The organism is Acidovorax sp. GW821-FHT10A04 (genome assembly GCF_059415825.1).
Window position 1 is genome coordinate 142,737 of record NZ_JBWKNZ010000011.1, and the last position, 24,824, is coordinate 167,560.

The window sequence follows — 24,824 nt, forward strand, 5'->3', positions numbered from 1 at the left end:
ATGAAAAAAACGCGGCCAAGGCCGCGTTTTTTCTGTGCGGCGCGCCGCAAGGCGCACCACCTGGGCAGGCCGATCGATTACTCGATCTTGGCCTTGGTGCGCAGTTCTTCCTGGTACTTGGCCAGCTTTTGCTGTTGCAGCTGCTGGGCGACCTGGGGCTTCACGTCTTCGAGCTTGGGCAGCTCGGCCTGGCGCACATCGTCCAGGCGGATGATGTGGTAGCCGAACTGGCTCTTGACCGGGGTCTGCGACATCTTGCCCTTTTCGAGCTTGATCATGGCTTCGGTGAATTCCGAGACATAGCTCGAGGGGCTGGCCCAGTCCATGGCGCCGCCGTTGGCGCCGGAGCCTGGATCCTTGGATTGCTTCTTGGCGATCTCTTCGAACTTGGCGCCCTTGTTGATGGCCGCAATGGCCGCCTTGGCGTCGGCTTCCTTCTCGATCAGGATGTGGCTGGCCTTGTATTCCTTGCCGCTGTTGGCGGCCACGAACTTGTCGTACTCGGCCTTGATTTCCTCGTCCGTCACGGGATTGTTCTTCTGGAAGTCCACGAACAGTTCCCGGATCAGGATGGTCTGGCGCGCCATTTCCATCTGGACCTTGAAATCGCCCGAGGTTTCCAGGCCGCGCTTTTGCGCTTCCTGCATGAAGACTTCGCGGGTGATCAGTTCGTCCTTGATCTGGCCTTCGACTTCCGGCGTCACGGGGCGACCCGAGCTGGCCAACTGCCGTTTGAACACTTCAGCGCGTTCCTTGGGGATGGCCTTGCCATTGACGATGGCGAGATTCTGGGCGGAAACGGGCAGGGCCAACGTGCCCAGCACGGCAGCGGCCACGAGGCCGGACAGGAGCTGTTTCTTCATGCGGAATCCAAAAAATGAGAGAGTAATTGCCAGCTGAAATACGGCAGATCAGGACAGTGGGGCCGGTTCAGAGGATTTCAATAGCGAGGGCGTGGACGCCCGCATCCAAAAATTCCTGCAGCGCATCATACACAAGGCGGTGGCGCGCCACGCGGGGCTTGCCTGTAAGCAAAGGTGAGGCGATGCGCACCCGGAAATGGGTGCCAAAGCCTGTCCCGTTGGCCCCCACATGCCCGGCATGGTCGGCGCTTTCGTCGATCACCTCGAGCGCCGTGGGCGCCAGGCGCTCGACCAGGCGCTCATGCATCTGGCGGGCCAGGCTGGGCATCGTGGTGGTATCGGTCGGTGCCATGGTCATGCAGCGGGCTCGTCGTTCTTGAGATGGGGCGCAATGTAGATGCCCTGCGCCACCAGGAAGACCAGCGGGAACGCATAGCCCCAGAGCTTGAACTCCACCCAGGCCTCGGTGCTGAAATTGAGCACCACGTAGGCGTTGATGGCCGACATGAAGGCGCAGTAGATCACCCAGGCCACGTTCAGGCGCATCCAGACGCCATCGGGCAGCTCCATCTGGCTGCCCAGCAGCAGCTTGAGGTAGTTCTTCTTCAGGATCCACAGCGCCACCGCCAGCGCCAGGGCCATGGCGCCATAGAGCACCGTCGGCTTCCACTTGATGAAGCGGTCATCCTGCAGCACCAGCGTGAGCGTGCCGAACAGCAGGATCAGCGCCAGCGTCACCTTGTGCATGGTCTGCAGCCGCCGGTCGATCAGGTAGATCAGGGCCATCTGCGCCACCGTGGCCGCCATCAGCACGCCGGTGGCCACATAGATGTTGTAAAACTTGTAGGCGCCGACGAAGAGCAGGATGGGGAGGAAGTCGATCAGGATTTTCATGGGGCGGGGTCAGGGGGCCTTGTCCTCGAAATCAAGGGAGGCCGAATTCATGCAGTAGCGCAGGCCGGTGGGCTGGGGGCCGTCCTCGAACACATGGCCCAGGTGGGCCCCGCATTGTGCACACACCGTCTCGGTGCGCACCATGCCGTGGCTGTGGTCCACGATTTCCTGGATGGCGCCGGGCACGGCTTCTGAGAAGCTGGGCCAGCCGCAGCCCGCGTCGAACTTGGTGTGCGAATCGAACAGCTTGGCACCGCAGCAGATGCAATGGTAGCTGCCATCGGCCCAGTGGGCGTCGAACTTGCCAGTGAAGGGGCGTTCGGTGGCGGCAAAGCGCGTCACCTGCAGGGCGCCGGGCTCGGCGTTCTTCTGTTCGAGCACGGCATGCCATTGGGCATCGGTCTTGTGGACGGGATAGGTCATGATGAACAGCTGATCTCGATGGTGGAAGCCCATGCGGGCGGGAAGGCAGCGTAGGACTCGTGCCCGGGGTGCTCTTCAAATGGGCGCTCCAGCAGCCGCTGCAAGGTTTGGAGTGCGCTGAAGTCGCCAAGTTTCGCCGCGCGGATGGCCTCTTCGCACAAATGGTTGCGCAGCACGAACTTGGGGTTGGTGGCCAGCATCGCGCGGGAAGCCTTCTCCCGGTCGGCCAGCCGGGGCTCTGCCAGGTACTTTGCCAGCCACGCGTCCCAGGCCGCCTGGTCGGGGACCATGCCGCGCACGGGTTCGAACTCGCCCGAGCCCACCGCATGGGACAGCCGGCGCCAAAAAATGGGATAGTCGACGCCGCCCTTGGCCAACACAACCAGCAGGCCGTCGATCAGTTCGGCATCGCCCTCCTCTGCCCGCTCACCCAGGCCCAGCTTGTCGCGCATGCGGGCCATGAACTCGGCGGGAAAGACGGTCTTGTACGATTCCAGCGCGGCCATGGCCAGCTCCTGGTCGCCGATCAGCGGCAGCAACGCCTGCGCCAGGCAGAACACATTCCAGTACGCCACGTTGGGCTGGCGGTTGTAGGCATAGCGGCCCTGGGTGTCGCTGTGGTTGCAGACATGGCCAGGCACGAAGGAATCGAGGAACTGGAACGGCCCGTAGTCGATGGTCAGGCCCAGGATGCTCATGTTGTCGGTGTTCATCACCCCATGGCAAAAGCCCACGGCCTGCCACTGCGCCATGAGCACCGCCGTGCGCTCGCTCACCGCCTGCAGCAGCGCCGCATAGGGGTTGCCGGCCAGCTCGCTGCGGCCACGGCAGTCCGGGTAGTAGCGGTCGATCACGTAGTCGGCCAGGGCCTGGAGTTCGTCGTCCATGTCGTTGGCCGAGAAGTGCTCGAAATGGCCGAAGCGCACGAAGCTCGGCGCCACGCGGGCCACCACGGCCGCCGTCTCGACCTCCTCGCGGCGCACCGGCGCGGGGGAGCCCGTGATGCACAGCGCCCGCGTGGTCGGCACCCCCAGTCCCTGCATGGCCTCGCTGCACAGGAACTCGCGGATGCTCGAGCGCAGCACGGCCCGGCCATCGCCCATGCGCGAATACGGCGTGCGGCCTGCGCCCTTGAGCTGGATCTCCAGCCCCTGCGCCGTCTCGCCGAGCAGGATAGCCCGGCCATCGCCCAACTGGCCGGCCCAGATGCCGAACTGGTGGCCGCTGTACACACTGGCCAACGGGCGTGAACCGGGGAGGAGGGCATTGCCCGCGAAAGCCTGCAAGGCCGCATCGCTGCGCAGCCAGGCCTCGTCCAGGCCCAGCAGGCGCGCCACGCTGGCACTCGTGCCCACCCAATGGGGGCTGGGCAGGGGCGTGGGCTGCAGTTCGGTGAAAAAGGCCGGGCCCAGGGCGGCAAAGCCGGGTTGCCAGGCCAGGCCGGATGCGGCGCCCGCAGTGTCGCCGTCGGAAGACATGTTCATGCACGGATTGTCCCCCAGGGGCGATGCCTTGCTGCCAGGCGGGGCATGCCGAGTCGGGAGTCGGCATTTTGTGTCCAGGCGTTTCAATCGTTGCAATGATGGCGTCGAATCGCCAGTCTGCGGAATCGACTTCACCAGAAGCACAAAAACCGATTCAAAACCAATATTTCAATACACATGGTGCTATCTTTTTTGAAAAATGCGAGCCCCAACAGATAAGGGTAAACCCAGGCCTTCTACCCCAATTATTATTTCTAAAACTGGAACAGTTAGTTCGCGACTGGGTGGTTTTTCTCTGGTCACCTGAGGCGTACAGTTCAACCCATCGATGAGCCGAACCCGCAAGGCGACTCACCGAACCCGGTCTGAAGTTGTTTTCTCTCCGGTTTTTTTGAGACGCTTTTTCACTTTAAGGATTTTCATCATGAACACGACCGCACGCTTCCTCTCCATCGCCGCTGTTGCCGCTTTCGCATCGTTTGGTGCCCAGGCCGACGAAGCCGACGCTTCGCAATTCGCCACCAAGTTCGAAACCAACCGCACCCGCGCCGAAGTGGCCGCTGAAGCCGCTACCGTGGCCCAGACCCGCAGCATCGAACCTGCTGGTTCGCGTGTCGTGACCTACAAGTCGACTGCTGACCGCGCTGCCGTGCGTGCCCAGGCTGCTGACGCTGTGCGCACCGGCCAGATCTCTTTTGGCGAAATCGGCGCTCTGTAATCAGCGCCCCGGACTGAACCGACCCCCTACCCAATCAATAAACAAAGTAAAGAATCGAGATCACCATGAACAAGACCGCACGTTTCCTGTCCATCGCCGCTGTGGCTGCTTTCTCCGCTTTCGGTGCCCACGCTGACGAAGCCGACAGCTCGCAGTTCGCGCTGAAGTTCGACACGAACCGCACCCGCGCCGAAGTGGCTGCAGAAGCCGCTACCGTGGCCCAGACCCGCAGCATCGAGCCCGCTGGCTCGCGCGTCGTGACCTACAAGTCCACGGCCGACCGCGCTGCCGTGCGTGCAGCAGCCGCCGAAGCCGTGCGCCTGGGCCAGATCCCTTCGGGCGAAATCAGCGCCCTGTAAAGAATGCGGGCCTTCCCATGGTGGTGGTGTCTCACGGTCGTGGGCACCGCCACCATGTGGAAGTGTTTCCCCTGACTCCCTGAAAGGGCTCCCATGCGGGAGCCCTTTTTTCGTGGCGCGGGTTTGCCACAATCGGCCGGGACATTTGCAGACCCGACCGCGCCATGACTCCCACTTCCACCGCCCCGCCCCAGGACGTTTTCCAGATCGGCGCCACGTCGTTCTCGTTCTCCGCAGACTCCAGGGTGGTATTCGAAGACGGCGGCATGCGCTTCGATTTCAAGGCCGAACACGCGCCCGAGCAGGGCAACCCTGCACCGCATCTGTGGTCCAGCGGCCTGTTCCATTTCGACGACCGCGCGGGGGAACCGCACCGGGTGTTCTCCTACCCGCACACCGACCCGGACTCCCCATTCCATCTCTACGTCCAGGGCGTGGCGTACGGTCTGCGCTTTTTCGGCCAGGTCGACCTGGCCCCTGACCGAATCGCCCTGCATGGCGTGCTGCGCCAGGAGCACCATGACGACAGCCAGGGCACGCCCCTGCACCTGGTGCGCCACTTTCCCCATGGCCAGGTGCGCCCCAAGCCCCGCGACTTCCACAGCCTGCAAGCAGCACAGGCCGTGCCCGCCGACACGGTGCGCCACCTGAGCTTGCGCCAGCAATGGCGGCCGGACACCCCCAGGACCGACCGGTTCCCCGAAGAAGTGCTGGCGTTCACCGCCATCGAGTCGCTGATCCTGGACTATGCCTCCACGGGCCATGCCCGCTTCACGGAACTGCCCGAAGAGATCGGCACGCTGCAGCAACTGACCCGGCTGGACCTGTCAAACACCAGCGTGCAGCACCTGCCCGATGCCATAGGCCAGCTCGGGCAACTGCGCCACCTGGCCATGTCCCACGGAATGCTCACCAGCGTTTCCGAGCAGATCGCCCAGCTGCCCCACCTCGAACGGCTGGACCTGTCCTACAACCGCCTCACCTCGCTGCCCGAGGCCATAGGCCACATGCCGTCGCTCAAGGCCCTGAACCTGAGCGGCAACGCCTTCACCTCCCTGCCCGCCTCGATTGATCGCATCGAGAACCTGCAGGTGGACGTGCGCTACCTGCCGCTGTTCCGCGACATGCGCTACCGCCCTGAGATCGACGTGGCCACGAGCGCCGAGCCGTTTCTGGCACGCAGCAGCCCCGCGCATGCCGCCCTGCTGCATGCCGGCCTGGCCCGGCACGCATTGCTGGCCCACGAGCCTGCCCTGCTGCGCCACGCCCGCCAGGCCCTGCGCTGGCGCACCACCGAGCCCGATGCGCCGCCGGTGCGCGGCGGCACCCGCTTTGGCGGCGCGCCGGACCTGCCGCCCGGCCTGCCCTACCCCACGACCGACGGCAAGCCCTGGCACTTTTATGCGCAGCTGGACCTCGACGCCATCGCCGGTCTGCAAAGCTGGCTGCCGCGCACCGGGCGGCTGTACTTCTTTGCCCAGAGCCAGGACCCGTCCGACGGCGTGCGCGTGCTGCACGACACCTCGCCGCGCAGTTCCCTCGTGCCCCACATCTGGGGGACAGAGGTCGATTCGGTGGACGACATCGACGTGTCCCGGGCCTACACGGGCTACCGGGCCGTGGTGGACGCCACCGTGTCCCTGCCCATCCTCTACAACGCCCATGGGCGCTACACGGGGGACGACGCAGGGCTCATGGACATCCACGGGGACGACGCGCTGAGCGAGGTCTACGATACCCTGGCCGAGGAGTTGTCGTTCAGCCCGGACAACCAGCACGGCGTGCACCTGCAGAACGCCTTTGTTTTCACCCAGCACGAAAGCCCCGAGGAGCAATCCGTGGCGCTGCAACGCGGCAGCCCCGGCGAGTGGGTGAACCTGCTGCGCCTGGGTTCCGACCGGCACCCGGGCTTCGAGTTCTGGGACGCCGGCACCCTGACCTTCACCATCCACCGCAAGGACCTGGCCCTCTGCGATTTCTCGCGCGTGCTGGGTTTTATCGAGAGTTCCTGATCGACCGAGAGAGCGTTGCAGTCCGCTCAGGTCGTGGTCTGTACGTGCAGGCGGCTGGACTTGCAGCGGTGCAAGGCGTTGTAGTACTCCAGGCGCCGGCCATTGGCGCCATAGGCGATCGACTCGATGCGCAGCAGCGGCTCGGGGTGTTCCAGCTGCAGCAGCGTGCAGGTCTCGGCGTCGGGCAGCACGGCATCGATCCAGCGCTCGGCGCGCACCAGGCGCACACCGTACTGGCGGCGCAGCACGTCGTACAGCGAGCGGTCATCGAGGCGCATGCGGTGCAGGCCGGGCGCCAGGTCGGCGGGAACCACGGTTTCCACCAGCAAGCGCAGCTCGCCGTCCACGCTGCGCAGCCGCTTGAGCGCCACCACCTGGGTATCGTCGGTAAGGCCCAGCGCGCTGATCTCCTGCGGCGTGGGGTCGCGCAGCTGCTGCGACAGGATCTGGGTGCGCACCGAGCGGCCCTTGCGCTCCATTTCGTCGGAGAAGCCGAGCACGGTGGAGACGAAGTCCTCGTCGCGCTCGCGCGCCGCGACAAACGCGCCGCGGCCCTTGATCTTGTAGATCAGGTTGTTGCGCACCAGGTCGGCCAGCGCCTCGCGCACCACGATGCGCGAGATGCCGAACTGCTCGCCGAGCTCGGCCTCGGAGGGCAGCTTGGCGCCGATGGCCAGTTCGCCCTGCAGTATCTGCAGGCGCAGGGCATCGCGGAACTGCGCCCACAGGGGCGATTCGGAGTTGCGGTCGAGCAGGGGCTGGAGTTCGGTCGGTGAATTCACGTCAGGACGGGCTCAGGGCCGGATGGATGGTCAATGATGCATGGAAAGCCGGCGCCGCATCGGAATCGGGGACTGCGGGGGCCAGGCGCACGCCATGGCGCTCGCGCAGTGCGGTGGTGCAATTGTGCAGTTCCTGCCGTTCGCGCTCCGCATTCCAGCCCAGCGCCTGTGCGGCGATGCCCGCCATTTCGGCCAGCGCCGCATCCGTGACGAGGCCGCGGATGGCCAGCAGCGTGCGCCGGATCACCAGGTCGTCGAGGTGGATCACGCCGGTTTCGGTGCACAGCCAGGCCACCTCCGCCGCCGAGTAGTCGGGTGCATGCTGCAGCGGCACGTCGCCTGCCACCTTGAAATGCTGGGCCATGCGCAAGGCCTGGGAGCCGTAGCGGCGCAGCAGTGCCTGGGCGCGGACACGGCCCAGGCCGGAATCCTGGGCGATGCGGTCGATGAAACGCTCGGTCGCCTGCCCGCCCTGCGGCATGTCGGTGCCGCCGCCAATGGGCAGTTGCCGGGTCGAAGCCGTGCGCCCGCGCCCCAGCAGGCGCAGCACCTCGTCGGTAGCCTCCTCGGCCAGCGCGCGAAAGGTGGTCCACTTGCCGCCCACCAGGCCCACGACCGGAATGTCGCGCGATGGCGAGGGAGGGTCGATCACTACCGAATGGTCGCGCGAGATCTGTCCCGGCTTGTCGGCGTCCGAGCGCGCCAGCGGCCGCACGCCCACATAGGTGTAGACCACGTCGCGGCGGCCGAAGGCCAGGTTGGGGAACACCTCGCCCAGCACCTCGAGCAGGTAGTCCACTTCGGCCGGTTCGGTGGCGATCTGGTCGGGGTCGTCCACCGGGATGTCGGTGGAGCCCACCAGCACCCGGTCCAGGAAGGGGTAGACGATGCACACGCGCCCGTCCAACGCCTCGAAATAGGCCATGCGCCCGCCCAGCGCGTCGCGCAGCAGGGGGTGGTCGAGCACCAGGTGCGAGCCCTTGGTGCCCATCACGCGCGGCCCCGCGCCGCCCAGCAGTTCGGTGCTGCGGTCCAGCCAGGCGCCGCTGGCATTGACCACCGTGTCGGCCGTCACCTGCACCACCTCGCCCGTGACTTCGTCGCGCAGCGTGAGGGTCTTGCCCGCGCAGCCCATCACGCGGCAGTGGTTGCTGGCCGCCGAGCGCGGCTGGTCGCGGCAGGCGTCGCGCACCAGCTCCAGCACCAGCCATTCGGGGTGGCTGATCCAGGCGTCGAAGAAGGTCGCCGTCCAGCGCACGGCCGCGCGAAACAGCAGGCGGTCGGCCGGCTGCACACGGCTGATGCGGTGGTTGGGCATCACGCGCTGGCGCCGGCCCAAGAGGTCGTACAGGCGCAGCCCCGTGGCCACGGCCAGCAGGCCGCGCGTGCGCTGGGGCGGGGTGCGGCCCAGGAACTTGAGCGCGCTGCTCATCAGCCCGCCGAAGAAGCTCGACAGCGGCACCACGGTCTTGAGCGGCTGCACCAGGTGCGGCGCGTTGCGCAAGAGCAGATTGCGCTCGCGCGTGGCCTCGGCCACCAGCGAGAAGCTGCCGCTTTCCAGGTAGCGCAGGCCGCCGTGGATCATGCGCGAAGGCGCGCTGCTGGCACCGGCGCTGAAGTCGCCCTTGTCGACGATGAGGCAGTCCACACCCTGCAGCGAGAGGTCGCGGAACACGCCCACGCCGTTGATGCCGGCGCCCACGATCACGGTGGAGAAATGGCGACCCGCCACGGCGGCCGGGCGCACGAATGGCATGGGGGTGGAGGCGCTCATGGCAAGGCCTCCACGCGCTGCGGCGGGACGGGGGCCGCCGTCGCCGCGGGGGGCTGTGGCGCGCGCTCGGGCGCGTGGCCGGCCAGATGGCCGAAGACAGGGGACATGGTGGCGATCAGTTCGTTGAAGGAGGCGTTGAAGTCCGCGTGGGCACGCGCCTGGCTGGCATCGGGCTCGACCGTGTCGCAGTTCGCGTGCAAGGGATGGGGGTCGATGCCCTGGGACCGGGCGGCATAGATCGCCGCGCCACGGGCACCGGTTTCGTCGTCTGCACAGCGCTCCACCGGGTGCCCCAGCAGGCCCGCCAGCAGGCGCACCAGGCGGGTATCGCTGGCGCCGCCGCCCAGCACGGTGGAAGCCGAGACCGGCAAGCCCCCCGCCGCCAGCCGCGCCGTGTGGCGTGCATGCAGGGCCGCCACCGCATCGACCACGGCACGCGCCATGTCGCCGCGGGTGTGGTGGCTCTTGAGGCCCACGAAGCCCGCCGTGACGCCGCCCCCGCCGTTCACGAAGGGCAGGAAGCGCAGTCCGCCGGCCCCCAGGGGCACGGACATCGCCAGGTCGACCACCGCACGCGCATCGGGCAAGCCCAGCACGCCGGCCAGCCAGGCGATGTTGGCCATCGACGAGGGGCTGTTCTCCATGTACAGGCGCCGGTCGCGGGGACCGAAGTTCACGGTGGAGGCCACGTCGGGCAGAGGTTCGAGCACCGGCCCGATCACGGCATTCACGCACCAGGTGCCCAGCACCGACACCGCACGGCCCCGCTCTTCGGCTCGCACGGCCGTCATCGCGGCCAGCAGGTCGATGGCGCCCATGGCCACGGGAATGCCCACGGGCAGGCCATGCGCGGATGCCGCCGATGGCTGCAACGTGCCGATCACCTCGCCACTGCGCACCAGTGGCCCGAAAGCCTGCGGCCCCAGACCGGCGATGCCCGGGGCGGAAAAGGCCAGCGGCGACCAGTCGCCGCTGGCCACGGACAGCAGGCCTGCCGTGCTGGCGTCGCTGGCGTCGGTGGCGATCTGGCCGGTGAGCAGAAAGCCCACATAGTCCTTGGCGAACATCAGGCGCTGCAGCGCGCCGCTGCGCACGGCATCGCTGCCCAGCAGCTCGGCGGCGATCACGGTGGGCTGGCCGGGCCAGGGCTGGCAGCCGACGTCTGCCAGCAGCTGCGGCCCGTGGCTGGCGGCCAGGGACTGGGCGCGTGCGCCGGCGCGCTGGTCGGTCGAGGCCACGGCGCGCCCGCCTGCGAGTTCACCGCGCGCATCCAGCGCGTACAGGCCTGCGCCGTGCCCCGTGCAGCCGATGGCGCGCACATCGGCCACGCGGCGGCCCAGTTGGTGGGCCACATCGCGCAGCACGGCGGACAGGGCCGAACGGAGCATGGGATCGCCCACTTCGCAGCCACCGCCTGGCAGGCGGTCGTGCTGCAGGGGCATGCGGGACAGGGCGACGGTGCGGCCGCTCGCGGCCTCCAGGGCCAAGGCTTTGAGGCTGCTCGACCCGAGGTCGATGCCGATCAGTAGTTGGGTCTTCATGTCATAACAGCTTCCGCCGAACCAGCGGGTATATCCAGTAGTGTTTCCCCTAACTATCTGGAGATTCGATCCACGCTTACATTCTACCTGTCATAACAACTGTCGTGACACCAAGCACCCCATCGCAGCCCTGGAGAAAGCAGCATCCCATGCTGCACCGTTCAACAAGAGGAGACAAAAAATGAGGCGTAATTTCCTGAAGTCCGCAGCCGCTGCCGGTATCGGCCTGGCCGGCACAAGCGCATTCGCACAGCAGCCTGCAGCGGCCCCCGCCGCAGCGGGCGGCCTGCGCGGCAACCCCAGCGACGTCTACGTGATGAACGTGATGGTCTCGGGCGTGGAGTACTGGTTTCCGGTCTACGAAATGATGAAGCAGCTGGGCCGCACCCTGGGTGTGCGCACCCGCTACACCGGCACGCCGGAATACGACGTGAACAAGCAGTTGGCATCGTTCGAGCAGGAGCTGGCACGCAAGCCCGCCGGCATCCTACTGCACCCCATGAACCCCGACCCGTTCATCGAACCCATCAACCGCGCCGCGGCGATGGGGATCCCGGTGGTCACCTTCGCAGCCGACTCGCCCAACTCCAAGCGCACCTCCTTCATCACTTCGGACAACGAGCGTGAAGGCGCGCAGGCGGCCGACGCGATCGCGGCATCCCTGAACGGCAAGGGCGAGTTCGCCGTGCTGGAAAACCCCGGCCAGGACAACCACGACCGCCGCATCGCCGCCTTCATCAACCGCATGAAGACCAAGCACCCCGGCATGAAGCTGGTGGGCCGCGCCGCGAGCAACCAGGACCCGAACAAGGCCTACCAGGCCGTGCAGAGCCTGGCGCAGGCCAACCCCAACCTGGGCGCACTGTTCATGCCCGAGGCCAACTCGGCCCTGGGTGCGGCACAGGCCAAGGTGGAGACCAAGAAGAACATCAAGGTGATGTGCTGCGACGTGAACGCCAAGATCCTGGACATGATCAAGTCCGGCGACGTGTTCGGCGCCATCAACCCCAACCAGGGCATGCAGGGCTACATGGGCATGATGATGCTGTTCCTGGCCAAGAACCCCGGCCTCATCGACCCGATGAACGACGCCAAGCGCAACGGCACCAACCCCATGGCCGTGCCCTTCCTGGACAACGGCCTGGCCGTGGTCAGCAAGGCCAACGCCGACGACTTCTACTGGGACAAGTACCTCGCCCGCCGCGGCACCAAGGGCATCAGCGAGTGAGCACCACCACCATGGGCGCTCCCCTGCTCGCGCTGCGTGGCATCTGCAAGCGCTTCGGCGCTTCGCATGCGCTCTCGGGCGTGGACTTCTCGCTGCAGGCGGGCGAGATCCACGCCCTGTGCGGCGAGAACGGCGCGGGCAAGTCCACGCTGATGAACATCATCGATGGCATCCACCAGCCGGACGCGGGCGAGATCCTGCTCGACGGCCGCGTGGTGACCATCGATGGTCCGGCCCAGGCCATGCGCCTGGGTATCGGCTTGGTGCACCAGGAGATCGCCCTGTGCGCCGACGCCACCGTGGCCGAGAACATCTTCATGCCCGAGATCAATGCCGGCGGGCAGGCCTGGATGGACTACGCCGGCCTCAACGCACGTGCCACCCAGGTGCTCAGGCGCCTGGGCCAGGACATCGACCCCGCCGCCTGCGCGGGGGACCTGCCCATCTCCAGCCAGCAGCTGATCGAGATCGCCAAGGCGCTCACGCTCGACTGCAAGGTGCTGATCCTCGACGAGCCGACCGCCGCCCTCACCGACAACGAGTCGGCCGCCCTCTTCCGGGTGCTGCACGACCTCAAGGACCAGGGCATAGCCATCATCTACATCAGCCACCGCATGGCTGAGATCTTTGCGCACTGCACGCGCGTGACCGTGCTGCGCGATGGCCGCAACGTGCATTCGGGGCCGCTGGCCGAGCTCGATGCCGACGGCCTGGTGCGCCGCATGGTCGGGCGCGACCTGGGCAACTACTACCCGCCCAAGCAGCAGGACGCAGACCGCGGCGAGCATGTGCTCGAAGTGGGCGACCTGGCCGACGGCGAGCGCGTGCATGGCGTCTCGTTCACCGTGCAGCGCGGCGAGATCCTGGGCATCGCCGGGCTCATGGGCGCCGGGCGCAGCGAGCTGGCGCAGACTTTGTGCGGCCTGCGCCCCGCCACCGGCGGCAGCGTGCGCCTCAACGGCAAGCAGCTCGCCATCCGCAAATACAGCGACGCGCTGCGCGACGGCATTGCCTACCTCAGCGAGGACCGCAAGGCTGCAGGCGTCTACCTGGACCTGCCGATCGCGCAGAACATCGCCTCCATGGCGCTGGCGCGCGTGAGCTCGCGCTTCGGCCTGCTGCAGCGTGCGGCCGAGCACCGGCTGGCGCAGGAGCTGGGCGCGCGCCTGAAGCTCAAGTCCGACGGCGTGCAGATCGAGGTGGCCAGCCTTTCGGGCGGCAACCAGCAGAAGGTGGCGATTGCCAAGCTGCTGGCGACCAACCCCGCGGTGCTGCTGATGGACGAGCCCACGCGCGGCGTGGACGTGGGTGCCAAGTCGGAGATACACCACATCCTGCGCGACCTGGCCTGCCAGGGCGTGGGCGTGGTGGTGATCTCCTCGGAGCTGCCCGAGATCATCGGGCTGTGCGACCGGGCCCTGGTGATCCGCGATGGCCGCGTCGCGGGCGAGGTGCAAGGCAAGGACATGACGGAAGAGGCCCTGCTGCGGCTGGCCTCGGGACTGGAACGACAACAAGAGGAGATGGCATGAATCACCCCGCACAACTGGATGCCGGCAGCGTGGCCGGCCTGCAGCCCCTGCGCGAGAAACCCCAGGGAGGGCCCGGCAAGCCGGGCGGAACCAGGCTGACCAGCATGCGCGAGATGGGCCTTCTGGTCATCATCCTGGTGCTGTGCATCGGCATGAGCTTCGCCTCGCCCTACTTCCTGACCTGGGACAACATCCGCGCCATGCTGCTCTCGTTTTCCATCGAGGGCATCGTGGTCGTGGGCATGACCATCCTGCTCATCGTGGGCGGCATCGACCTGTCGGTGGGTTCGGTGGTGTGCTTTGCGATGGTGGTCACGGGCAAGCTGTTCCTGATGGGGTTCGACCCCTGGACGGCCGGGCTCATCGCAATCGCCGCCAGCGCCCTCATCGGGGCCATGATCGGCGGCTGCGTGGTGCGCATCGGGCTCAACCACTTCATCGCCTCGCTGGCCTTCATGGTCATCGTGCGCGGCCTGTGCCTGGCGCTCACCCAGGGCACGCCGCAGTCGCTGTTCTCGCTGCCGGCCTCGTTCAAGTTCATCGGTCAGGGCACGTTGTTCGGCATTCCGGCGGTGATCCTGATCTTCCTTTTCATCGTGGTGGTCAGCGACTTCGTGCTGCGCCGCGCCAGCCTGCTGCGCCGCGTGTTCTACACCGGCAGCAACGAGAAGGCGGCGCTGTACTCGGGCATCCGTGTGGGCCACGTGAAGTTCTGGGTCACGGTGCTGTGCGCGGCCTCGGCCGGCCTGGCCGGGGTGATCTACACCGCGCGCTTCGGCGCAGCCACGCCGACCTTCGGCGTGGGCATGGAGCTCAACGTGATTGCCGCAGCCGTGATCGGCGGCGCCAGCCTCAAGGGCGGCTCGGGCACGGTGCTCGGTGCCGTGCTGGGCCTGGCCCTGCTCTCGGTGGTGACCAGCTCGCTGATCCTGCTGGACGTGTCGCCCTACTGGCAGGACGTGATCAAGGGCCTGATCCTGCTGGCCGCCGTGACCATCGACCACCTCATGAACACCCGAAAGACCAAGCGATGAATGCCGTGATGATGAACGCAGCGATGAAGACCACCACCCTGGGCCCTTCGGGCATCCAGTGCTCGGCCATCGGCCTCGGTACCTGGGCCATGGGCGGCTGGATGTGGGGCGGCCAGGACAGTGCCGCCGCCACCGAAGCCATTGCCGCCTCGCTCGATGCCGGGGTCACGCTGATCGACACCGCGCCGGCCTATGGCCTGGGCGCCTCCGAGCAGCTCGTCGGCGCGGCGCTCAAGGGCCGCCGCCACGAGGCGGTGATCGCCACCAAGTGCGGCCTGGTCTGGCATACGCAGCAGGGCACGCACTTCTTCGACGAGGATGGCCACCCCGTGCACCGGCACCTGGGCCGCACATCGATCTTCCATGAGGCCGAGGAGAGCCTGAAACGCCTGCAGACCGACTACATCGACCTGTACATCACCCATTGGCAGGACAGCACCACGCCGGTCGAAGAGACCATGGACGCCCTGCTCGACCTCAAGAAGCAGGGCAAGATCCGCGCCATCGGCGTGAGCAACGTGGATGCGCCGACCCTGGCCGAGTACCTGCGCCATGGCCCCGTGGATGCCGCGCAGGAGCGCTACAGCCTGATCGACCGCGAGATCGAGCAGACTCTGCTGCCGCTGTGCGGCCGCAACAATGTCGCCATCCTGGGCTATTCCTCGCTGGCACTGGGCCTGCTGGCCGGCCCCATCGACCCGGCGCGCCAGTTCACGGGCGATGACCAGCGCGCCAGCAATCCGCGCTTCAGCGCGGCCAACCGCGCCCGGCTCAAGGCCTTCTTCGACGAGCTGGAGCCCCTGCGCCGGCAATTCGGTTGTTCCTTCAGCCAGTTGATGATTGCCTGGACGCTGGCCAGCGGCAGCGTGTCGGTGGCGCTGTGCGGTGCGCGCACGCGGGCGCAGGCCACCGAGAACGCGACCGCCGGTGCGCTGGAACTGCCCGAGGAGGCCGTGCAGCGCATCGACGACGCCGCAAGCCCCCACCTGAAGGCCCTGGCCTGACCCGTATCCATCCCCCAACCCAAGGACCTCTTCGTATGTCGAAAGACAAGACCGCACGCCTGAACCGCCTGCTCACCAACGGCCGCTGCCTGGACATCGCACTCGACCATGGCGTGTGCAACGAGCCAAGCTTCCTCAACGGCCTGGAAGACATGCCCCAGGTGATGGACAAGCTCGTGGCCGCCGCGCCCGATGCCATCCAGCTCAACTACGGCCAGGCCGACCTGCTGCAAGACCGCCCGGGCCGCAACAAGCCGGCGCTGGTGATGCGCATCGACATGGGCAACCCTTACAACGCCACCGCCCACCGCGTGATGTGGGCCCTGCTGCAGAACGAGCACGATCCGGTGCTGCCGGCCGTGCAGCGCGATGCGGCCTGCGTGGTGGTCAACCTGTTCATGCTGCCCAATGAACCCGACCTGTTCCGCCAGTGCGTGCAGAACATCGCGCGCGTGCGCGCCGACTGCGACCGCTACGGCATGCCGCTGATGATCGAGCCGCTGGTGATGCGCCCGCACAGCGACCAGGGCGGCTATATGGTCGATGGCGACGCCGAGAAGATCGTCACCCTGGTACGCCTGGCGCGCGAAATGGGTGCCGACATCGTAAAAGCCGACCCGACCACCGACCCCGCCGAATTCCACCGCGTGGTGCAGGCCGCGCGCTGCCCGGTGCTGGTGCGCGGCGGCGGCCGCGAAGACCTGCAGCAGGTGTTCGCACGCTCGCGCGTGCTGCTGGACCAGGGGGCCGTGGGCATGGTCTACGGCCGCAACGTGTACCAGCACGCCAAGCCCTCGGCCGTGGTCGATGCGCTGATGGCCATGATCCACCGCGGCGCCAGCGCGGCAGCCGCCTGGGACATCTACAGCACGGGAACGCACGCATCCTGATGCAGCGAAAGCACCACGCGCGCAAGGCTGCGCACTGAAGAGCACAGAAAAAGAAAAGAAGAGAGGGAGCCCAGGAGAAAGAGCCCTGCGGCCGGTGGCGGTGATGCCACCGGCCGGCGTGCCTGCGCGCGCCTTCGAAAGGCTGTCGGAAAGATCGAGGAAGAAGGTTCACCAAGAACCACACACACAGGAGACGACGATGAAAATCCGGTATTACCTGATGGCACTGCTGTTGCCGTTCGCCACCTTGCTCACGCATGCGGCGATCACGGGGGTCAACCCCATGACCACCCTTACCACCATGGCGGCTGCGGTCACGCAGGCCGCCGAGGTTCCGCTGCCGCTGCAGGGGCCGGGCCTGGGCAATCTCACCTACACCTCGGCCGAGCTGTTCAAGCCGGTCTCCATGATCACACGCGCCTCGGGCGACGTGCCGGCCACCTACCCCGGCCGCAAGGACTATGGGCTCAACGTGGGCATCATGCTCAACGGCTATTTTCTGACCTCCTTCGCGCCCGACAGCGGCCTGGGCCCCGGCGGCTTTCTGCTGTACGACGTGTCCAACCCGCGCGCCATCGTGCTCGCCAAGAAGATCTACGAGCCCGAGGGGCGCACCAAGGAGTTCCGCGAGGCCCATGCCTTCGGCACCGCGAAGATCGGCGGCAAGCAGTACGTGGTGGTGCCCAGCATCAAGGGCATCGAGTTCTGGGACTTCACCGACATCAACAACATCCAGCAGGTCAAGAAACTGGCGCTGCCCACTGTGAACGGCGGCGACTACACCAACGTGGCCTGGCAGCTGTGGTGGCAGGCGCCCTACGTGTACGTGGCCTCGGCCAACGACGGCGTCTACATCGTCGATGCCAGCGACCCGGCCAACGCCGTGATCGCCAACCGCGGTGCGGGCAAGCCCAACCCCGTGCCCACCGGCGAGCTCGGGGGTTTTCGCGTCGGCCCCATCTTCACCATGGGCAACCACATGGTGCTGACCTCGATGGACAACACCGATGGCTTTGCGAGCCTGGACATCTCCGACCCGCTCAACCCCAAGGTGCTGGATACCGTGGGCTCCAACCCCAACTACTACGCCACCTGCTTCGACGGCAAGAATCTGCACGCCTCGGCCCGCGGTGGCGGCGCCAAGATGTACAGCTACGACCTGTCCGACCGCACGCAGTTCGTGGTGGAGGACAACCGCCTGGTCATCGACGAACAGCTGTACTGCGGCATGCAGGACCACTATGTGTTCCAGGGCGCGCAGTTCAAGGTGCACAAGGTGGACGTGAGCAACCCGCTCAACCACGTCGAGGTGGGCCAGGGCAGCCTGTTCGCCACCAACGACCCCGAGTACTCGCACTCCGACCACGGCCAGGTGGCGCCCATGGGCAACCTGCTGTTCATCGGCAACGACCACGGCTCGGGCAGCGGCTTCATCGTGCACCAGACAGCACGCGACACCACGCCGCCCGCGGTCAAGCAGACCTCGCCCACCAACGGCGCCAAGCAGCAGGCGCTGACCTCGCGCATCGGCGTGGGCCTGACGGACAGCATCCTGCCCGAGAGCGTGCACGCCGGCACCTTCATCGTGCGTCCGGTCAACGGCAACGCCCTGGCCGGCACCTACAGCGTGCAGCTGGGCATCATCAACTTCCACCCCACGCAGCCCCTGGCGGCCGGCACCAGCTATGAGATCGTGCTCACGGCTGGCGGGGTGAAAGACTATGCGGGCAACGGCATCGCGGCCGAGTACAAGGCCGTGTTCCACACCGGCAACGCCACCGACATCAGCCTCATGAACCACTGGCCGCTGTCGAGCACCCTGACCGACGAGATCGGCGCCAACAACGGCACCGCCTCGGCAGCCGACCAGTTCAGCAGCATCGGCCTGAACTTCGCGCAGCGCACGGGCGGCGTGCCGCTCAAGAACGACGGCGTGGCCACCGCCCTGGGCGGCACAGCCTCGCTGGCCTTCTACATGAAGACCACGCAGAACGGTTCGGCCAACGCCTGGACGGCGCCCGGGCTCTTCGGGCGCGACCAGTCAGGCGGTGCGGATGACGTGTTCTGGGGCTGGATCGACAACACCGGGCGGCTCAACCTCTCGGTGGGCAACGTGGCGGGCAACAACCCCGGCACCCGCTCCACCGCGGCCGTGAACGATGGCAACTGGCACCACGTGGTGATGACGCGCGACGCGGCCTCGGGCGCGCAGACGCTGTACATCGACGGCGCCAAGACCAGCTCCACCGGGCTCACAGGCACCAAGGGCCTGTCCAACAAGTTCGCGCTGCTCGGGCAGATCCAGGGCAACGCCGACTTCTTCCGCGGCAGCCTGGCCGACGTGCGGGTCTACGGGCGCGTGCTCAGCGATGCCGATGTCACGCAGCTGCGCTCGCAAGCCATCATCGGCGATGCCGGTGTGAGCGGCGGGCCGCAGCTGGTGAACGGGCAACTGAGTTTCGACCCGACCCGGCTGGGCGGTGGCACGGGCGTCACCTACCGCTGGAACTTTGGCAACGGCACGCAGACCAGCTTCTCGTCCCAGGCCAACACTACCTACAGCTACAACCGCCCCGGCCACTACACGGTGACCCTGACGGTGCGTAACGCGGCAGGCCAGGACACCTTCTACACCTACAACGTGACGGTGATCTTCCCGACGACGGCCACGGCACCCACGCACTCGAGCAACATCGTCGGCGATGCCAACAGCGTCTATGCGGTGAACCCGGACAGCGGCACGGTGGCGGCCATCGATGCGCTGGCCCTGACCAAGCGCTGGGAGACGCGCGTGGGCGACGAACCCAAGACCCTGGCGCGTGCACCGGACGGCCGCATCTGGGTCACCGTGCAGGGCGAGGACAAGCTCGTGGCGTTGAACCCGGCCGATGGCAGCATCGCCGCCACGGTGAACCTGCCCTACGGCAGCGGCCCCTATGGCGTGGCCTTCACACCCAATGGCAGCAAGGGCCTGCTGACGCTGGAGAGCAAATCCACGCTGGTGGCCTTCGACCCGGCCAACGGCAACACCACGGGTACCCTGGCGCTGGAGGGCGACCTGCGCGGCATCGCGGTGGCGGCCGATTCGCAGACGGTCTACGTCACGCGCTTCAAGTCGAAGATGACGGGCGGGCAATTGAACAAGGTGGGCCTGAGCACCATGGGCCTGCTGTCCACCATCGCCCTGCCGGTGGACACGACCACGATCGACACCGAGAACAGTTCGCGCGGCGTGGCCAACTACCTGAGCCAGGTGGTGATCTCGCCCGATGGCTCGCGCGCCGTGCTGCCCGGCAAGAAGGACAACATCGTGCGCGGGCGCTTCCGCGACGGTGGCGACCTGCTGCACGACCAGACGGTGCGCTCCATCCTCTCGCAGGTCGACCTGGCGCAGGCCACGCACCTGCTGCCCGAGCAGATCGACTTCGACGACCGCGCACCAGCACGCGCCGCCCTCTTCTCCCCTGCGGGCGACTACCTGTTCGTGGCGCAGATGGAAGGCAACAACATCGCCATCGTCGATGCCTACACCCGCGCCGTGCGCGGCGAGATCAACGCCAGCAGCGCGCCCCACGGCCTGTACCTGGACACTGCGCGCAAGCGGCTGTTCGTGAACAACTTCCTCGCGCGCTCGGTCACCGTGCACGACGTGGCCGACGTGCTGGCCTCGCGCAGCGCGGCGGCGGTGTTCCTGCAGAACGTGGCCACGGTGGCGCAGGAGCCCCTGGCGGCAGCGGCGCTGCGCGGCAAGCTGGTGTTCTACAACGCAGCCGACCGGCGCATGAGCAAGGACAACTACATGTCCTGCGCCAGCTGCCACGCAGACGGCGGTGATGACGGCATGGTCTGGGACTTCACCCAGCGCGGCGAGGGCCTGCGCCGTACCATCAGCCTGCAGGGCCGGCGCGGCACCGGCCACGGCAAGCTGCACTGGAGCGCCAACTTCGACGAGGTGCAGGACTTCGAGAACGACATGCGCAGCGCCTTCGGCGGCACGGGCTTCCTGAGCGACGCGGACTTTGCTGCCACCAGCGACCCGCTGGGCACACCCAAGGCGGGCCGCAACGCGCAGCTCGACGACCTGGCGGCCTACCTGGCCTCGCTCAACAAGTACATGCGCAGCCCGGTGCGCGCAGCCGACGGCAGCCTCACGGTGGAGGCAGCGCGTGGGCAGACCCTGTTCGCCAACGCCAACTGCGCCAGCTGCCATGCGGGCGGCACCTTCCAGGACGGCCTCAGGCACGATGTGGGCAGCATCCAGGCCTCGTCGGGCAAGGGCGCCAACCAGCCGCTGGCTGGGGTGGGCTTCGACACGCCCACGCTGATTGGCAGCTGGGCCGCCAGGTCCTACCTGCACAACGGCCAGAAGGCCAGCGTGCTCGACGTGATCGCCGGCGGCCACGGCAACGTGGCCGGCCTGCCCGCGGCCGACCGGCAGGCGCTGGCCGACTACGTGCGCTCGCTGGACACCGCGTCGGAGTTCACCACGCGCCTGCGCTCCAGCCAGAGCACGCTGTGCGTCAACATCCGCGGGGCTTCGGCCGCCAGCGGCGCGGTTGCCATCCAATGGCCCTGCGGCACGGCGAACAACGAGACCTTCACGGTGCGCAACCTGGCGGGCGGCTATGTGCAGCTGGTGGCCAAGCACAGCAACCTGTGCCTGGCGCAGGACAGCGCAGCCACCAGCGGCGCGGGGGTCGTGCAACTGGCCTGCACGGTGGGCAACACGGCGCAGTGGACGCTGTCGGGATCGACCGTGCGCAACCGCGCATCGGGCGCCTGCCTGGACGTGCCCAACAACTCCACGGCGCAGGACACTCCCCTGCTCACCTGGACCTGCAACGGCGGCAACAACCAAAACTGGAACCAGCTGCCCTGAGCCCCCGGGCCGGTTCTTCTTGAGCCCGCGGCTGCCATGCAGCCGCGGGCTTTTTTCATGCCGGCGTGCTCGCGCAACTGTTTTCAAAACTGGAACAGTCAGTTCGTGACTGGATGGTTTTTCTGTGGACACCCAAGGCGTACAGTTCATCCATCGATGAGCCGAACCCGCAATGCGACTCACCGAACCCGGTTCAGGAATGGTTTCTGTGCCGGTTTTTCGAGGCGCTTTTTGATCCCAAGGATGCCATCATGAACACCACCGCACGTTTTCTCTCCATCGCCGCTGTTGCCGCTTTCGCATCGTTCGGCGCCCAGGCCGACGAGGCCGACGGCTCGCAATTCGCCCTGAAGTTCGAGACCAACCGCACCCGCGCCGAAGTGATCGCCGAAGCCGCTGTGGAAGCCCGCACGCACAGCATGGAGCCCGCCGGCTCCCGCGTGCTGAGCTACCAATCGACGGCCGACCGTGCCACCGTGCGCGCCCAGGCGGCCGAGGCCCTGCGCACCGGCCAGATCTCGTCGGGCGAAGCCGGCTACCTGTAATCCGTACCGCCCCGCAGCAAGCCCCCTACCCCTTTTGATCGGAGAATCACCATGAACAACACCGCACGTTTCCTGTCCATCGCCGCCGTCGCCGCTTTCGCTTCCTTCGGTGCCTACGCCGATGAAGCCGACAGCTCGCAGTTCGCCCTGAAGTTCGAGACCAACCGCACCCGCGCCGAAGTGGCTGCCGAAGCCGCCGTGGAGGCCCGCACGCACAGCATGGAACCTGCCGGCTCCCGCGTGGTGACCTACCAGTCGAAGGCCGACCGCGCCGCCGTGCGCGCCGCTGCCGCCGAAGCCGTGCGCACCGGCCAGATCCCTTCGGGCGAGATCGGCGCTCTTTAATCCGCACCAGTGCAAGGCTGCAGACCGCAACTGCAGCCCGCATGCAAAAAAGGCCGGTACCCCTCGCGGGGCCCCGGCCTTTTTGGTGTGGCCCAGGGGGCCACGGCATGTGCTCTGCCTTATTGCAGCACGGTCACGCCGGTCTTGGCCTGCAGGGCCTCGAACGTCACGCCAGGGGCCAGCTCGATGAGCTTGAGGCCTTCGGGCGTCACGTCCAGCACGGCCAGGTCGGTGATGATGCGGTCGACCACGCCCACGCCCGTCAGGGGCAGCGTGCACTGGGGCAGGATCTTGAGGTCCTCGGTGCCGTCCTTCTTCTTCGCCACATGCTCCATGAGCACGATCACGCGCTTGACGCCGGCCACCAGGTCCATGGCGCCGCCCATGCCCTTGACCATCTTGCCCGGGATCATCCAGTTGGCCAGGTCGCCCTTTTCGCTGACCTGCATGGCGCCCAGAATGGACAGGTTGATCTTGCCGCCGCGGATCATGGCGAAGGATTGGTCGCTGCCGAAGATCGACGAGCCCTTGATGGTGGTCACGGTTTGCTTGCCGGCGTTGATCAGGTCGGCGTCCACCGCGTCTTCGGTCGGGAAGGGGCCGATGCCCAGCATGCCGTTCTCGGACTGCAGCCACACTTCCTTGTCACCCGTGAAATTGGCCACCAGCGTAGGGATGCCGATGCCCAGGTTCACGTAGAAACCGTCTTCGAGTTCTTGCGCCGCACGGGCGGCCATCTGGTCTTGGGTCCACGGCATGGTCAGGCTCCTGCTTTCTCGGTGATGGTGCGTTTTTCGATGCGTTTCTCGGGGTGGGCGTTGTGCACGATGCGGTGCACGTAGATGCCGGGCAGGTGGACCTGGTCGGGCTCGATGGCGCCGGTCTCCACGATTTCTTCCACTTCGACGACACAGACCTTGCCGGCCGTGGCGGCCGCAGGGTTGAAGTTGCGCGCCGTAAGGCGGAACTGCAGGTTGCCGGACTTGTCGGCACGCCAGGCCTTGACCAGCGAGACGTCGGGCACCAGCGAGCGCTCCATCACATAGGTCTCGCCGTCGAACTCGCGCAGTTCCTTGCCCTCGGCCACGATGGTACCCACGCCGGTCTTGGTGAAGAAGGCCGGGATGCCCGCACCGCCGGCGCGCAGCTTCTCGGCCAGCGTACCCTGGGGCGTGAATTCGAGTTCCAGCTCGCCCGCCAGGTACTGGCGCTCGAACTCCTTGTTCTCGCCCACGTAGGAGGAGATCATCTTCTTGATCTGGCGCGTCTCGAGCAGCTTGCCCAGGCCGAAGCCATCGACGCCCGCATTGTTGGAGATCACGGTGAGGTTCTTCGCACCGGAGTCACGCAGCGCGTCGATCAATGCCTCGGGAATGCCGCACAGACCGAAACCGCCGACGGCCAGCAACTGGCCATCTGCAACCACGCCTTCCAGCGCCTTGGCTGCGGAGGGAAAAATCTTGTTCACCACGATCTCCTTGCGAATGTTGGATGCGCTACGATACTACGTATCCGAATAAGTAGTACCCCGTAAAGACTTGCACTATGGACGTAGATTACCGGCTGGCGTTTGACATGGCCCCCGTGGGCCTGGTGCTGTCGCGCAACCGCGCCATGGTGGACTGCAACCGGCAGGTCTGCGAGATGTTCGGCGCCTCGCGCGAGCTGCTGATCGGGCAGTCGTTCCAGATCCTGTATCCGAGCGCCGACGAATACGAACGCCTGGGCGCGCACATGGAGCCCATCCTCAACGCCAAGGGCCACTACGCCGACAACCGCATCATGAAGCGCGCCAATGGCGAAGTATTCTGGTGCCATGTGTCAGGACGTGCATTGAACCGCGAAGACCCCCATGCATCGGGCATCTGGAGCTTCGAGGACCTGAGCTCGCAGCGCCCCGTGAAGGCCGAACTGACCGGGCGCGAGCGCGAGGTGGCCGCGCGCCTGCTCGAGGGCCTGACCTCCAAGGAGATCGGGCGCACGCTCGACATCAGCCACCGCACGGTGGAGATCTACCGCGCGCGCCTCATGCGCAAGTACAACGCGTCGACGGCCGCCGACCTGGTGCACAAGCTGCTCGCGGGGTAGTCTTACTTCTTCGGTCCGTCGACCACCTCGGCGGCCGTGCGAAAGGCGTCCACCGCGGCAGGCAGGCCGCAGTAGATGCTGGCGTGCAGCAGAACTTCCTGGATCTCGGCCGCCGTGGCGCCGTTGTTGAGCGCGCCGCGCACATGGCCCTTGAGCTCATGCTGCTTGCCCAGCGCGGTGAGGAAGGCCACGGTGATCAGGCTGCGGGTCTTCAGGTCCAGCCCCGGGCGCTGCCAGACGTCGCCCCAGGCATTGCGGGTGATGAACTCCTGGATCGGCTGGGTGAACTGCGTGGCATTGCCAAAGGCATTGGCCACGAAGTCCTCGCCCATGACCTGCTTGCGCGTGGCCAGGCCCTTGTCGAAGTCCTTGGTGGATGGGGGTTGCGTCATGCGGGCTCTCCGGTTGGTTTGAGGCCGCGATGGTAGC

23 protein-coding genes are annotated in these 24,824 nt (G+C 66.8%); 12 read left to right on the forward strand and 11 right to left on the reverse strand.

All coding sequences use genetic code 11. The features are described from left to right. Positions 1-77: 77 nt before the first annotated feature. From AC07PF_RS22345 to AC07PF_RS22365, 5 genes are all read right to left on the reverse strand, one after another. Complete coding sequence (locus AC07PF_RS22345; protein WP_007856943.1) at positions 78-863, reverse strand: peptidylprolyl isomerase; 786 nt, start codon at positions 861-863, stop codon at positions 78-80. Between the two features lie 67 nt (positions 864-930). Then, complete coding sequence (locus AC07PF_RS22350) at positions 931-1,191, reverse strand: BolA family protein (protein WP_035204617.1); 261 nt, start codon at positions 1,189-1,191, stop codon at positions 931-933. A 26-nt stretch (positions 1,192-1,217) separates the two neighbouring features. Then, on the reverse strand, positions 1,218-1,757 hold the full coding sequence (locus AC07PF_RS22355; RefSeq protein WP_007856945.1) for a septation protein A: 540 nt from the start codon (positions 1,755-1,757) through the stop codon (positions 1,218-1,220). Positions 1,758-1,766: 9 nt separating this feature from the next. Beyond that, positions 1,767-2,180 carry a peptide-methionine (R)-S-oxide reductase MsrB gene (msrB, locus tag AC07PF_RS22360; protein WP_494613320.1) on the reverse strand — a complete coding sequence of 138 codons (414 nt, stop codon included), beginning with the start codon at positions 2,178-2,180 and terminating at the stop codon, positions 1,767-1,769. After that, a complete protein-coding gene (locus tag AC07PF_RS22365) occupies positions 2,177-3,664 on the reverse strand; it encodes a protein adenylyltransferase SelO (protein ID WP_494613321.1) in 1,488 nt (495 codons plus the stop codon). The genes msrB and AC07PF_RS22365 overlap by 4 nt, the downstream gene beginning before the upstream one ends. Before the next feature lie 424 nt (positions 3,665-4,088). On the opposite strand from AC07PF_RS22365, the gene AC07PF_RS22370 reads away from it, so the two are divergent. The 3 genes from AC07PF_RS22370 to AC07PF_RS22380 all read left to right on the forward strand — a co-directional run bounded on the left by AC07PF_RS22370 (position 4,089) and on the right by AC07PF_RS22380 (position 6,753). Next, positions 4,089-4,382, forward strand: a complete 294-nt coding sequence (locus tag AC07PF_RS22370) for a DUF4148 domain-containing protein (protein ID WP_145697286.1) — start codon at positions 4,089-4,091, stop codon at positions 4,380-4,382. Positions 4,383-4,447: 65 nt separating this feature from the next. Beyond that, on the forward strand, positions 4,448-4,741 hold the full coding sequence (locus AC07PF_RS22375) for a DUF4148 domain-containing protein (protein ID WP_145693723.1): 294 nt from the start codon (positions 4,448-4,450) through the stop codon (positions 4,739-4,741). 164 nt (positions 4,742-4,905) lie between these two features. Continuing rightward, positions 4,906-6,753, forward strand: coding sequence for a DUF1963 domain-containing protein (locus tag AC07PF_RS22380; protein WP_494613322.1), 1,848 nt, complete (start codon positions 4,906-4,908; stop codon positions 6,751-6,753). Positions 6,754-6,779: 26 nt separating this feature from the next. On the opposite strand, the gene AC07PF_RS22385 is transcribed toward AC07PF_RS22380, so the two are convergent. From AC07PF_RS22385 to AC07PF_RS22395, 3 genes are read right to left on the reverse strand one after another with little or no spacing between them, the layout of a single operon-like run. Then, positions 6,780-7,535, reverse strand: coding sequence for a GntR family transcriptional regulator (locus AC07PF_RS22385; RefSeq protein WP_007854371.1), 756 nt, complete (start codon positions 7,533-7,535; stop codon positions 6,780-6,782). A 1-nt stretch (position 7,536) separates the two neighbouring features. Beyond that, positions 7,537-9,309 (reverse strand): glycerol-3-phosphate dehydrogenase/oxidase, encoded by a 1,773-nt coding sequence (locus AC07PF_RS22390; protein ID WP_494613323.1) that lies wholly within the window; start codon positions 9,307-9,309, stop codon positions 7,537-7,539. Next, complete coding sequence (locus tag AC07PF_RS22395) at positions 9,306-10,850, reverse strand: FGGY family carbohydrate kinase (protein WP_494613324.1); 1,545 nt, start codon at positions 10,848-10,850, stop codon at positions 9,306-9,308. The genes AC07PF_RS22390 and AC07PF_RS22395 overlap by 4 nt, the downstream gene beginning before the upstream one ends. Before the next feature lie 181 nt (positions 10,851-11,031). On the opposite strand from AC07PF_RS22395, the gene AC07PF_RS22400 reads away from it, so the two are divergent. From AC07PF_RS22400 to AC07PF_RS22435, 8 genes are all read left to right on the forward strand, one after another. Then, the gene (locus AC07PF_RS22400; protein ID WP_007854385.1) at positions 11,032-12,078 is read left to right on the forward strand and encodes a substrate-binding domain-containing protein; all 1,047 of its coding nucleotides are present in this window, start codon (positions 11,032-11,034) and stop codon (positions 12,076-12,078) included. Positions 12,079-12,089: 11 nt separating this feature from the next. After that, the gene (locus AC07PF_RS22405; RefSeq protein WP_494613378.1) at positions 12,090-13,610 is read left to right on the forward strand and encodes a sugar ABC transporter ATP-binding protein; all 1,521 of its coding nucleotides are present in this window, start codon (positions 12,090-12,092) and stop codon (positions 13,608-13,610) included. After that, positions 13,607-14,644: an ABC transporter permease gene (locus tag AC07PF_RS22410; RefSeq protein ID WP_007854392.1), complete on the forward strand. Its 1,038-nt coding sequence runs from the start codon at positions 13,607-13,609 to the stop codon at positions 14,642-14,644. The genes AC07PF_RS22405 and AC07PF_RS22410 overlap by 4 nt, the downstream gene beginning before the upstream one ends. Further along, positions 14,641-15,648: an aldo/keto reductase gene (locus AC07PF_RS22415; protein ID WP_494613325.1), complete on the forward strand. Its 1,008-nt coding sequence runs from the start codon at positions 14,641-14,643 to the stop codon at positions 15,646-15,648. The genes AC07PF_RS22410 and AC07PF_RS22415 overlap by 4 nt, the downstream gene beginning before the upstream one ends. Positions 15,649-15,683: 35 nt before the next feature. After that, the gene (locus AC07PF_RS22420) at positions 15,684-16,538 is read left to right on the forward strand and encodes a class I fructose-bisphosphate aldolase (protein WP_007854399.1); all 855 of its coding nucleotides are present in this window, start codon (positions 15,684-15,686) and stop codon (positions 16,536-16,538) included. A 199-nt stretch (positions 16,539-16,737) separates the two neighbouring features. After that, the gene (locus tag AC07PF_RS22425; protein WP_494613326.1) at positions 16,738-21,417 is read left to right on the forward strand and encodes a LamG-like jellyroll fold domain-containing protein; all 4,680 of its coding nucleotides are present in this window, start codon (positions 16,738-16,740) and stop codon (positions 21,415-21,417) included. Positions 21,418-21,668: 251 nt separating this feature from the next. After that, positions 21,669-21,962, forward strand: coding sequence for a hypothetical protein (locus AC07PF_RS22430; RefSeq protein ID WP_007854401.1), 294 nt, complete (start codon positions 21,669-21,671; stop codon positions 21,960-21,962). 51 nt (positions 21,963-22,013) lie between these two features. Next, positions 22,014-22,307 carry a DUF4148 domain-containing protein gene (locus AC07PF_RS22435; RefSeq protein WP_108016589.1) on the forward strand — a complete coding sequence of 98 codons (294 nt, stop codon included), beginning with the start codon at positions 22,014-22,016 and terminating at the stop codon, positions 22,305-22,307. A 119-nt stretch (positions 22,308-22,426) separates the two neighbouring features. On the opposite strand, the gene AC07PF_RS22440 is transcribed toward AC07PF_RS22435, so the two are convergent. Both AC07PF_RS22440 and AC07PF_RS22445 read right to left on the reverse strand, forming a co-directional pair. Further along, positions 22,427-23,065 (reverse strand): 3-oxoacid CoA-transferase subunit B, encoded by a 639-nt coding sequence (locus tag AC07PF_RS22440; protein ID WP_007854410.1) that lies wholly within the window; start codon positions 23,063-23,065, stop codon positions 22,427-22,429. Between the two features lie 2 nt (positions 23,066-23,067). Continuing rightward, on the reverse strand, positions 23,068-23,775 hold the full coding sequence (locus AC07PF_RS22445; RefSeq protein WP_007854411.1) for a CoA transferase subunit A: 708 nt from the start codon (positions 23,773-23,775) through the stop codon (positions 23,068-23,070). A gap of 77 nt (positions 23,776-23,852) precedes the next feature. On the opposite strand from AC07PF_RS22445, the gene AC07PF_RS22450 reads away from it, so the two are divergent. Beyond that, positions 23,853-24,395 (forward strand): PAS and helix-turn-helix domain-containing protein, encoded by a 543-nt coding sequence (locus AC07PF_RS22450; RefSeq protein ID WP_007854419.1) that lies wholly within the window; start codon positions 23,853-23,855, stop codon positions 24,393-24,395. A gap of 2 nt (positions 24,396-24,397) precedes the next feature. Here the strand turns inward: AC07PF_RS22450 and AC07PF_RS22455 are convergent, their stop codons facing one another. Continuing rightward, positions 24,398-24,787: a carboxymuconolactone decarboxylase family protein gene (locus AC07PF_RS22455; protein ID WP_494609938.1), complete on the reverse strand. Its 390-nt coding sequence runs from the start codon at positions 24,785-24,787 to the stop codon at positions 24,398-24,400. Positions 24,788-24,824 lie beyond the last annotated feature (37 nt).